This window comes from Streptomyces sp. NPDC003393, from assembly GCF_053589015.1.
Genome location: NZ_JBSFRB010000022.1, coordinates 121,745 through 131,610, shown reverse-complemented (window position 1 = coordinate 131,610; position 9,866 = coordinate 121,745). Strand labels below are relative to the sequence as shown.

The 9,866-nt window shown below is 72.1% G+C and carries 10 protein-coding genes; 7 read left to right on the top strand and 3 right to left on the bottom strand.

The features are described 5' to 3' along the window. Nucleotides 1–114 precede the first annotated feature (114 nt). A complete protein-coding gene (locus ACWDUZ_RS21965) occupies nucleotides 115–1,776 on the bottom strand; it encodes an FAD-dependent oxidoreductase (RefSeq protein WP_451633473.1) in 1,662 nt (553 codons plus the stop codon). Nucleotides 1,777–2,067: 291 nt separating this feature from the next. Here ACWDUZ_RS21965 and ACWDUZ_RS21960 point away from each other — a divergent pair, with 291 nt between their 5' ends. The 7 genes from ACWDUZ_RS21960 (at nucleotide 2,068) to ACWDUZ_RS21930 (ending at nucleotide 7,482) form a co-directional block, all read left to right on the top strand. Beyond that, nucleotides 2,068–3,201 (top strand): SchA/CurD-like domain-containing protein, encoded by a 1,134-nt coding sequence (locus ACWDUZ_RS21960; protein WP_451633472.1) that lies wholly within the window; start codon nucleotides 2,068–2,070, stop codon nucleotides 3,199–3,201. 87 nt (nucleotides 3,202–3,288) lie between these two features. Then, complete coding sequence (locus tag ACWDUZ_RS21955; protein ID WP_451633471.1) at nucleotides 3,289–3,753, top strand: cupin domain-containing protein; 465 nt, start codon at nucleotides 3,289–3,291, stop codon at nucleotides 3,751–3,753. Further along, the gene (locus ACWDUZ_RS21950; protein WP_451633470.1) at nucleotides 3,750–5,018 is read left to right on the top strand and encodes a beta-ketoacyl-[acyl-carrier-protein] synthase family protein; all 1,269 of its coding nucleotides are present in this window, start codon (nucleotides 3,750–3,752) and stop codon (nucleotides 5,016–5,018) included. Before ACWDUZ_RS21955 ends, ACWDUZ_RS21950 begins: the two co-directional genes overlap by 4 nt. Further along, a complete protein-coding gene (locus tag ACWDUZ_RS21945) occupies nucleotides 5,015–6,262 on the top strand; it encodes a ketosynthase chain-length factor (protein WP_451633469.1) in 1,248 nt (415 codons plus the stop codon). Before ACWDUZ_RS21950 ends, ACWDUZ_RS21945 begins: the two co-directional genes overlap by 4 nt. A 94-nt stretch (nucleotides 6,263–6,356) precedes the next feature. Beyond that, on the top strand, nucleotides 6,357–6,614 hold the full coding sequence (locus tag ACWDUZ_RS21940) for an acyl carrier protein (RefSeq protein WP_451633468.1): 258 nt from the start codon (nucleotides 6,357–6,359) through the stop codon (nucleotides 6,612–6,614). 2 nt (nucleotides 6,615–6,616) lie between these two features. Continuing rightward, entirely contained in the window at nucleotides 6,617–7,099 is a 483-nt protein-coding gene (locus ACWDUZ_RS21935) for an SRPBCC family protein (RefSeq protein WP_451633467.1), read from the top strand. Nucleotides 7,100–7,149: 50 nt separating this feature from the next. Then, a complete protein-coding gene (locus ACWDUZ_RS21930; protein WP_306186752.1) occupies nucleotides 7,150–7,482 on the top strand; it encodes a TcmI family type II polyketide cyclase in 333 nt (110 codons plus the stop codon). An 84-nt stretch (nucleotides 7,483–7,566) separates the two neighbouring features. On the opposite strand, the gene ACWDUZ_RS21925 is transcribed toward ACWDUZ_RS21930, so the two are convergent. Together ACWDUZ_RS21925 and ACWDUZ_RS21920 are read right to left on the bottom strand one after the other, a co-directional pair. Further along, nucleotides 7,567–8,595 carry a methyltransferase gene (locus ACWDUZ_RS21925; RefSeq protein ID WP_451633466.1) on the bottom strand — a complete coding sequence of 343 codons (1,029 nt, stop codon included), beginning with the start codon at nucleotides 8,593–8,595 and terminating at the stop codon, nucleotides 7,567–7,569. A 106-nt stretch (nucleotides 8,596–8,701) separates the two neighbouring features. Continuing rightward, complete coding sequence (locus ACWDUZ_RS21920) at nucleotides 8,702–9,763, bottom strand: right-handed parallel beta-helix repeat-containing protein (RefSeq protein WP_451633465.1); 1,062 nt, start codon at nucleotides 9,761–9,763, stop codon at nucleotides 8,702–8,704. Nucleotides 9,764–9,866 lie beyond the last annotated feature (103 nt).

Genomic DNA, 9,866 nt, shown 5'->3' with positions numbered 1-9,866 from the left:
GCCCCCCCAGCCTCCCCCGCCCGCGTGGCGCCCGGCTCGCCGGCTCGGCGCCCCTAACCCGGCGGGGGGCCCCCCGCCCCCGGGGGCGCGGGCGGCTCTCGCTGTCCTGCGAGGTCAGGCGGTGCGCAGCAGCGTCGCCAGGACCTCTCGCAGCACCCGTTCCGGGTCGGGTACGGCGCTCGCCGTGCGCCAGGCCACGAAGCCGTCCGGGCGGACGAGGACCGCGCCGTCGGCCGTGGTCCCGTGGGTGCGCGTCCAGTCGGGCGCCTCCTCGCCCTCGGCGCCGTGGGTGTCGTACACGAGATCGGCGCCGGTGTCCGCCCCGACGCGGTACGGGGTCAGGCGTACGCCCGTGTCCTCGGCGATCCGCCGGGCCGCCGTGTGCCAGCCCGCCCCCGAGCGGGCGTCGCTGAGCAGGACCAGGGAGCGTTCGTACAGGTCGAGGGTCGAGACGCGCTCGCCGTCGCGGCGCAGCCACATGTGGGGTGCGCGGCTGCCCGGCTCGCCGGTCAGGCGCATGCCCTCGGGAACGACCTCCTGGCCGGGGTCGGCGCCGACGACCGCGCCGTGCGGGTAGCGGTAGCCGAGGACGACGTTCAGGACGCCGCCGCGCTTGCCGCCGCCGACGCCGGGCGCGGGGGCGAAGCCGGGGTGGCTGTGCTCGACGGAGCGGGCGGAGGCGCGGGCGCTGGTCGCCAGGGCCACCGGGCGGCGCTCGGTGTCGTAGGTGTCCAGCAGGCCGGGGCCGGCCCAGCCGTCGAGGACGGCGGCCAGTTTCCAGGCCAGGTTGTGGGCGTCCTGGATGCCGGTGTTGGAGCCGAAGGCGCCGGTGGGCGACATCTCGTGCGCGGAGTCCCCGGCGAGCAGGACACGGCCGGCGCGGTAGCGGTCGGCGACGCGTTCGGCCGCGCGCCAGGAGGCCTTGCCGGTGATCTCGACGTCGAGGTCGGGGACGCCGACGGCGCGGCGGATGTGGCGCTGGAGGCGTTCCTCGGTGAACTCCTCCAGGGTTTCGCCGCGCTCGGGGTGCCAGGGGGCGTGGAAGACCCAGTGCTCCTTGTTGTCGACGGGAAGCAGGGCGCCGTCGGCGTCCGGGTGGGTGAGGTAGCAGCAGATGAAGCGGCGCTGACCGACGACGTCGGCGAGGAGCTTGGAGCGGAAGGTGACGCTGACGTTGGCGAACAGGTCACCGGGGCCGGTCTGGCCGATGCCGAGGGCGCGCCGGACCGGGCTGCGCGGGCCGTCGGCGGCGACGAGGTAGTCGGCGCGAACGGTGCAGCGCTCGTCGGTGGCGCGGTCGCGTACGACGGCGGTGACCGCCTCGCCGTCCTGTTCGAAGCTTTCCATCTCGTGGGAGTAGCGCAGGTCGCCGGGACCGAGCGCGCGGGCGCTCTCCAGCAGGACGGGTTCCAGGTCGTTCTGGCTGCACAGACACCAGCCGGTGGGGCTGAAGCGCGCGATGCCGCCGCCGGGGTCGATGTGCTTGAACAGCCATTCGCCGGCGTCCCCGACGAGCGTCGGGGTCTGGAGGATGCCGTGGTTGTCGGCGAGGAGCGAGGCCGCGGTCTTGATGGCCGGCTCGATCCCGGCGACCCGGTACAGCTCCATCGTCCGCACGTTGTTGCCGCGTCCGCGCGGGTGGATGGAGGTGCCGGAGTGCCGCTCGACCAGCATGTGCGGCACGCCGAGGCGGCCGAGGAACAGCGAGGTGGACAGGCCCACCAGGGAGCCGCCGACGATGAGGACGGGTACCCGGTGGTCGGCTTCTTGGTGCATCGATGCCTCCAGGGCGGGGGGTGCGGGGTGGGGGGCAGGCGGGGCGCGGCGTCCGTGTCCGCGGGCGCGTCTGAGGTTCCATGCCCGGTGGGAGCCCGGTCCGCGTGCGTTCGCGGGCTCAATCACCCGTGTGATCACCCACGTGGTGCACACGAGTCGCGCGCGGATCGCACCCGGCACAGGATCGAGATCACGCTGACGTCGCGTCATCCGCGGCGCGGCACTCCCTTCCCTCCGACTCTCCGTCCGTTCACCGCAGACCGCCGAGCCCCGCCAAGGAGACGTACGCAGATGACCGCCATCTCTGAGCGTGTTTCAGATCCGACCGAGCAGCAGGCCTCGAAACGTGTTTCCCAGTCCGTCTTCGACGGCTCCCGGCTCCGGGTCGTGCTGCTGGTCGACGTCTACGACGGCGCCCAGCAGCAGTTCCTGGAGGCGTACGAGGAGATGGGCAAGCAGGTCGCGTCCGTTCCCGGGCACGTCAGCGACCAGCTGTGCCAGTCGATCGAGAACCCCTCCCAGTGGCTCATCACCAGCGAGTGGGAGAGCGCGCCGCCGTTTCTCGCCTGGGTGAACAGCGAGGAGCACGTGCGGATGGTGGAGCCGATGCACAGCTGCATCCGGGACACCCGGTCGCTGCGCTTCCACATCGTGCGGGAGACCGGCGGCCAGGCGCCGTCCGGCGAGCGGCAGCTCCAGGCGTCGCCGCGGATCGGCGACGGGATGATCCGGCACGCGCTCACCTTCACCGTGAAGCCGGGCAGCGAGCGCAAGGTCGCCGAGCTGCTCGCGAACTACAAGTCGCCCGAGGCGCGGGTCGACGACACCACCCGGCTGTGCCGCACCTCGCTGTTCATGCACGGCAACCGGGTCGTGCGCGCCATCGAGGTGCGCGGCGACCTGCTGGCGGCACTGCGGCACGTGGCCCGGCAGCCGGAGATCCGCGCGGTCGAGGAGGCCATCAACCCGTATCTGGAGCAGCACCGCGACTTCCACGACCAGGAGTCCGTACGGGTGTTCTTCACCCGGGCGGCGCTGCCGGCCGTGCACCACGTGACGAGCGGTCAGGACATCGAGCAGGCCCAGCGGCACGCCCTGTACTACCCGGCCCGGACGGGCATGGGCATGCGGCTGGCCGAGCTGCTGGCGCGGCAGGACGAGCGCGCCGCCGACGACCCGCGCAGCCCGGTGCTCCAGAGCACGGTCTACGAGCGGGACGACGTGGTCGTACGGCTCATCGACGTGCGGGGCGGTCTGGACAGCGACCCGGCGACCGCGCTGGGGCTGTCGGACGCGGCGCAGGTGGCGGAGTTGACGACGCTGCTCGACGAGGGCGCCGAGAAAAAGGACGGCGACCTGGCCCGGCTGCTCACCCTCGCCCGTATGGACCTCATCACCGACCGCCGGTCCGCGCCGGAAGCCTGAGTCCGCGCGAGCCGACGCGAGCCGGCACCGGCGCCGGCGCGGACCGGCGCCGGCGCAAGCCGACGCACCACATCACCGGAGGACGACGTGATCAAACCCCGACCCAGAATCGTGGATCTCAGCGAGGTCGAGCCCAACGTCAGGCGCGGAGGCGATCTGCGCGCCATGCTCACCCCGGCCACGGTCGGCTCCACCAGCGGCTTCATGGGCGTGGCCATCGTGCAGCCCGGCGACCGCATCGGTGAGCACTACCACCCCTACTCCGAGGAGTTCGTGTACGTCGTCTGCGGTGATCTGGAGGTGGACCTGGACGGCGACCCGCATCCGCTGCGGCCCGAACAGGGTCTGATGATCCCGGCGTACATGCGGCACCGGTTCCGCAACGTGGGCAAGGTGGAGGCACGGATCGTGTTCCACCTGGGGCCGCTGGCGCCGCGCCCGCAGCTGGGCCATGTGGACACCGAGGGCACGGAGACGGTTCCGGCCGCCGCCGGGGCCGGACGGGCCGAGGCGGCCGGCCAGGAGCCCGATACGGCAGAGGTCCCGTCATGACCAGGCGGGTCGCGGTCACGGGCATAGGCATCGTGGCGCCGGGCGGGATCGGCGCCCCCGCGTTCTGGGACCTGCTGGCGGACGGGCGCACCGCGACGCGGGGCATCACCTTCTTCGACCCGGCCGGTCTGCGGTCCCGGATAGCCGCCGAGTGCGACTTCGATCCGACGGTCCTGGGGCTGGACGAGGAGCAGGTGGCGCGCTGCGACCGGTACATACAGTTCGCGCTGGTCGCCGGGACGGAGGCGGTACGGGACTCCGGGCTGGACCTCGCCGCTGAGAATCCCTGGCGCATCGGGGTCTCCCTGGGCACCGCGGTGGGCGGCACCACACGACTGGAGAACGACTACGTGCTGGTCAGTCACGGCGGTGAGCGCTGGGACGTGGACCACGAGCGGGCCCGGCCCCATCTGGAGCGGGCGTTCACGCCGAGCACGCTGGCCTCGACGGTGGCCGAGCGGTTCGGGGTGCGCGGGCCGGTGCAGACCGTCTCCACCGGCTGCACCTCCGGCCTGGACGCCGTCGGGTACGCCCTGCACACGGTGGAGGAGGGCCGGGCCGACATCTGCATAGCCGGCGCGTCCGACTCACCGATATCACCGATCACGATGGCGTGCTTCGACGCGATCAAGGCCACGTCCCCGAACAACGACGACCCGGCGCACGCCTCCCGGCCCTTCGACAACGACCGTGACGGGTTCGTCATGGGCGAGGGCGGCGCGGTGCTGGTGCTGGAGGAGCTGGAGCACGCGAGGGCTCGCGGCGCCCACGTCTACTGCGAGTTGAGCGGCTACGCCACCTTCGGCAACGCCTATCACATGACGGGTCTGACCAGTGAGGGCCTGGAGATGGCACGGGCGATCGAGGCCGCCCTCGCCCACGCCCGGCTGGACGGCACCGCGATCGACTACGTCAACGCGCACGGCTCCGGCACCCGGCAGAACGACCGGCACGAGACGGCCGCGGTGAAGCGGGCGCTGGGCCGGCACGCCTACGACACGCCCATGAGCTCCATCAAGTCGATGGTGGGGCACTCACTGGGGGCGATCGGGGCGATCGAGGTGGTGGCGTGCGTGCTGGCACTGGCCCACCAGGTGGTCCCGCCGACCGCGAACTACGAGACGCCCGACCCCGAGTGCGACCTGGACTACGTCCCGCGGGAGGCGCGTGAGCGGAAGCTGGACGCGGTGCTCTCCGTGGGCAGCGGGTTCGGCGGTTTCCAGTCCGCGGTGATCCTGACCCGGTCGAGGGAGAAGGCACGATGAGCGCACCACGTCAACGGCGGGCCGCCGTCACCGGCATCGGTGTCGTGGCGCCCAACGGAACGAGTACCGAGACCTTCTGGAAGGCCACTCAGGAGGGCGTGACCGTCCTGGACCGGGTGACCCGGGAGGGCTGTGAGCAACTGCCGCTGAAGGTGGCGGGCGAGGTGCGGTCCTTCGATCCCGCGGCGGCGGTCGAGGAACGCCTGCTCGTCCAGACCGACCGGTTCACGCACTTCGCGATGGCCGCGGCCGACGCGGCTCTGGAGGACGCCCGGCTGGGCCGGTCCGACACCGAGGCGGCGCCGTACGCGGCGGGCGTGGTGACGGCGGCGGGGTCCGGCGGCGGCGAGTTCGGCCAGCGGGAGCTGCAGAAGCTCTGGGGCCAGGGCCGCCGCTACGTGGGTCCGTGGCAGTCGATCGCCTGGTTCTACGCGGCCAGCACCGGTCAGATCTCCATCCGGCGCGGCTTCAAGGGGCCCTGTTCGGTGGTGGCCGCCGACGAGGCGGGCGGGGTGGACGCCCTCGCGCACGCTGCGCGGGCCGTGCGGCGCGGCACGGACGTGATCGTGGCCGGTGCGACCGAGGCGCCGCTGGCCCCGTACTCGATGGTGTGCCAGCTCGGCTACCCGGAGCTGAGCGCGGTGACGGACCCCCGGCGCGCGTACCGGCCGTTCACCGCGGCGGCGTGCGGGTTCGTGCCCGCCGAGGGCGGCGCGATGCTCGTGGTGGAGGAGGCGGGCGCGGCCCGGGAGCGGGGTGTGCCCGTGCGGGCCACCGTCGCCGGGCACGCGGCGACCTTCACCGGCGCGTCGCGCTGGGAGCTGTCCCGGCAGGGGCTGGCGGAGGCGATCCGTGGGGCCCTGGCGGAGGCCGGCTGCGCGCCGGAGGAGGTCGACGTCGTCTTCGCCGACGCCCTCGGCGTGCCCGAGGCGGACCGGGCGGAGGCGCGGGCCATCGCCGACGCGCTGGGCGCCCACGGCCGACGGGTGCCGGTGACGGCCCCCAAGTCGGGCACGGGCCGGGCGTACTGCGCGGCACCCGTGCTGGACACGGCGGCGGCCGTGCTCGCGATGGAGCACGGTCTGATCCCGCCCACCCCGAACGTCGACGACATCTGCCATGACCTCGACCTGGTGACCGGCGGCGCCCGCCCCGCGCGGGTGCGGACGGCGCTGGTTCTCAGCCGGGGACTCATGGGCTCGAACTCGGCACTGGTGCTGCGGCACGGCGCCGCGGACGAGTGAGTCCGACTACCGCCGCCCCGTAGCGGGGCGGCGGGGGAGACCGGACGCCGCCGAACCGATCGGGGCGGCCGGGAGCAACAAGGAGAGGAACCGCATGAGTGACCGAATCACCGTGGAAGAACTGTCCGAACTCATGAAGAAGACGGCCGGCATCGCCGTCAGCCCGCAGGAGCTGGCGGACCGGCCCGACACCGGCTTCGAGGAGCTCGGCATCGACTCGCTCGGACTGCTCGGCATCGTGGGCGAACTGGAGAACCGGCATGGCCTGCCGATGCCGCCCGACGCGGAGCGCTGCAAGACGCCCCGGAAGTTCCTCGACCTCGTCAACAGCACTCTTCTGGCAGGAGCGTAGAGATGGCCGGACACACCGAGAACGAGATCACCATCGCCGCACCGGTGGACCTGGTCTGGGACATGACCAACGACGTGGAGAAGTGGCCGCAGCTGTTCAGCGAGTACGCCTCCGCGGAGATCCTGTCCCAGCAGGGGAACAAGTGCACCTTCCGACTGACGATGCACCCCGACGAGAACGGCACGGTTTGGAGCTGGGTCTCCGAGCGTGAGCCGGACCGGGACACGCTGACCGTCACCGCCCGGCGGGTGGAGACCGGTCCCTTCGAGTACATGAACATCCGGTGGCGGTACGAGGAGGTGCCCGCCGGCACCCGGATGGTGTGGACCCAGGACTTCGCGATGAAGCCGCAGGCGCCCGTCGACGACGACTGGATGACCGACAACATCAACAAGAACTCCAAGGTCCAGATGGCCCTGATCCGCGACAAGATCGAGAAGGCCGCCGCGGGACGCCGGCCCGAGCCGGCCCTGACCACCGACTGAGCCGCGCCGGACGACGGACCGGACCGCACCGGACGACAGGAGAAACGTTCATGCACCAGGCCCTGATCGTGGCCCGGATGGCTCCGGGGTCGGCCCCGGACATCGCGAAGATCTTCGAGGAGTCCGACCGGGGGGAGTTGCCGCACCTGGTCGGCGTCACCCGGCGCAGCCTCTTCCAGTTCGGCGATGTGTACATGCACCTCGTCGAGGCCGACCGGGATCCGGGCCCGGCCGTCGCCAAGGTGGCGGACCACCCCGAGTTCCGCGGCATCAGCGAGCGGCTGTCGGCGTACGTCAGCGCGTACGACCCCGAGACCTGGCGCTCGCCGAAGGACGCCATGGCGCATCGCTTCTACGTCTGGGAGCGCGACGGCCACGGCTGACGCCGTCGTACGGCGGACGGACAACGGCCGCCGGACCCGCGCTGCCGCGGGCCCGGCGGCCGTCGCCGGGAGTCCTGCCGCCGCTCAGGCGGGCACGGTGCAGTCGAAGGCGTGCAGGTAGGGGTTGACGGGGCTGATGTCGTCGATGACCAGGCCCGCCGCCTCCAGCCGGCTCACCATCGAGTCGGTGGTGTGCTTGGCGCCGCCCACGTTGAGCAGCAGCAGCAGGTCCATGGCGGTGCTGAACCGCATCGACGGGGTGTCGTCGACGAGGTTCTCGATGACCACCACCCGCGCCTTGGGGCCACCCGCCTCCATGACGTTGCGCAGACAGCGTGCGGTGGAGTCGTCGTCCCACTCCAGGATGTTCTTGATGATGTAGGCGTCGGCCCGGACCGGGACGGCCTCGCGGCAGTCGCCGGCCACGATGCTCACCCGGTCGGCCAGAGCACCGCCCGGCAGCAGCCGCGGGTCGGCGTGGTCCACCACCCGCGGCAGGTCCATCAGGGTGCCGCGCATGTGCGGGTACTTCTCCAGCAGGCAGGCCACCACGTGTCCCTGGCCGCCGCCGATGTCGGCGACCGAGGCGGCCCCGGACAGGTCCAGCAGGTCGGCCACGTCCCGCGCGGACTGCTTGCTGGAGGTGGTCATGGCCCGGTTGAAGACGTCCGCCGACTCGGGGGCGTCCTCGTTGAGGTAGACGAAGAACTCCTTGCCGTACAGGTCCTCCACCACGTTGCGGCCGGTGCGGACGGCCTCGTCCAGCTTCGGCCAGGCGTCCCAGGTCCACGGCTCGGTGCACCACAGGCAGATGTTGCGCAGGCTGTGGGGGTCGTCCTCGCGCAGCAGCCGGGACATGTCGGTATGGGCGAAGGCGCCGTCCGGGCGCTCGGTGAACAGGCCGTAGCAGGCCAGCGCCCGCAGCAGCCGGCGGAGCGGCTTGGGTTCGGTCTTCACCGCGGCGGCGAGGTCCTCCACGGTGGCGGGGGTGTCCCCGAGGGCGTCGGCGACGCCCAGCCGAGCGGCGGCGCGGAGGGCGGCGGCACAGGCCGCGCCGAACGCGAGCTCCCTGAGCCGCATGGACGGCGGTGGGGCGGTGTGAGCGGTCGTCATGCCGCCTTCCTTCCTTCTGACTTCTCGGTCCCGCGAGGGGTGTGCGGGGATTACGGGTGACGGCGCGGGCAGTCGGTTCGCGGCGCGGGGGCTGCGGGGGCGCGGCTCAGCACAGCCCGCTCGGCTTGGACGCCCGGCAGGAGTTGTGGGTGAAGGCGTTGCCGAGCTTGGTGGTCTCCTGGTCGACCAGGTCGGCGGGGGAGTTGTCGCGCAGCGAGTTGTCCCGGACCTTGTTGTTCTCGTTGGTGGCCCCGACGAAGCTCTTGAAGAGCACGATGCCGCCCGACAGCGGGGACGTGCCGGAGTTGCCGGTCACCACGTTGCCGGTGACGTCGGTCTTCTCCACACCGGTCAGAACGATGCCCGAACCCTGGAGGAAGGGCAGTCGCTCGGTCTTGGCGCAGTACTTGTTGTTCTTCACGACCTGGTTGCCGCGCACGGTCAGCGCGCCCGCCTTCGGCTTGTTCTCGTCGCCGACCACGAAGACGCCCGCGCAGTTGCCGGTGACCTGGTTGGCGGTGACGCTCGCGTTCCGCAGCCGGCGGACGGTGACGCCGATCCGGTTGTTCTCCACACGGTTGCCGGTGACCAGCGTGCCCCTGGCGTCGGTGGCGCCCTGTTCGGCGGTGATCGTGTTGGCCAGGAAGATGCCCGCGTCCCCGCTGTTCCGGACGGTGTTCTCCCGGTAGGCGCTGTGCTGGGAGCGCTCCTCGGCGAGGCCCCACACGGCGTTCTTCTCGGCGGTGACGCGCCGCACGGTCAGCCCGTCGGTGCCCACGGCCATCACCCCGGCGCGGGAGAAACCGGTCACCTTCAGGTCGGAGACGGTGACCCCCTTGAGCAGCGTGGTCTTGGTGCCGGCCACGCAGATGCCGTTGCCGCGCTTGCCGCAGTCGTCCGTCGCCTTCGCCGCCGGCTTCAGGACGGTCCCGTCGCCCATGCCGCGCAGGATCAGGCCGGGCGTGGACACCTTGACGCTCTGGTGGTAAGTGCCGGGCAGCACGAGCACGGTGTCGCCGGCCTTGGCGGCATCCACCGCCTTCTGAATCGATTCCCCGGGGTGCACCGTGTGCGTCCGGTGTCCCCCCGACTCCGGAGACGCGGCGGCGACGCAGGAGGCGCCGAGCGCTGCTGAACCCACAAGCAAGGCGATGTGGCGTTTTTTCATATTCTGTACGCTATGACCCGATAAGCCGCCGGGCCGGGGGTGCGCCGTCCGAGGGCGTGTCGCAGGCGCACGCGGGTGCGTGGTGGGGCGTACGAGCGCGCAG

Coding starts and splice junctions, on each gene's coding strand:
- ACWDUZ_RS21965 (WP_451633473.1), bottom strand. CDS start 1,776: ATGCACCAAGAAGCCGACCACCGGGTACCCGTCCTCATCGTCGGCGGC.
- ACWDUZ_RS21960 (WP_451633472.1), top strand. CDS start 2,068: ATGACCGCCATCTCTGAGCGTGTTTCAGATCCGACCGAGCAGCAGGCC.
- ACWDUZ_RS21950 (WP_451633470.1), top strand. CDS start 3,750: ATGACCAGGCGGGTCGCGGTCACGGGCATAGGCATCGTGGCGCCGGGC.
- ACWDUZ_RS21945 (WP_451633469.1), top strand. CDS start 5,015: ATGAGCGCACCACGTCAACGGCGGGCCGCCGTCACCGGCATCGGTGTC.
- ACWDUZ_RS21940 (WP_451633468.1), top strand. CDS start 6,357: ATGAGTGACCGAATCACCGTGGAAGAACTGTCCGAACTCATGAAGAAG.
- ACWDUZ_RS21935 (WP_451633467.1), top strand. CDS start 6,617: ATGGCCGGACACACCGAGAACGAGATCACCATCGCCGCACCGGTGGAC.
- ACWDUZ_RS21930 (WP_306186752.1), top strand. CDS start 7,150: ATGCACCAGGCCCTGATCGTGGCCCGGATGGCTCCGGGGTCGGCCCCG.
- ACWDUZ_RS21925 (WP_451633466.1), bottom strand. CDS start 8,595: ATGACGACCGCTCACACCGCCCCACCGCCGTCCATGCGGCTCAGGGAG.
- ACWDUZ_RS21920 (WP_451633465.1), bottom strand. CDS start 9,763: ATGAAAAAACGCCACATCGCCTTGCTTGTGGGTTCAGCAGCGCTCGGC.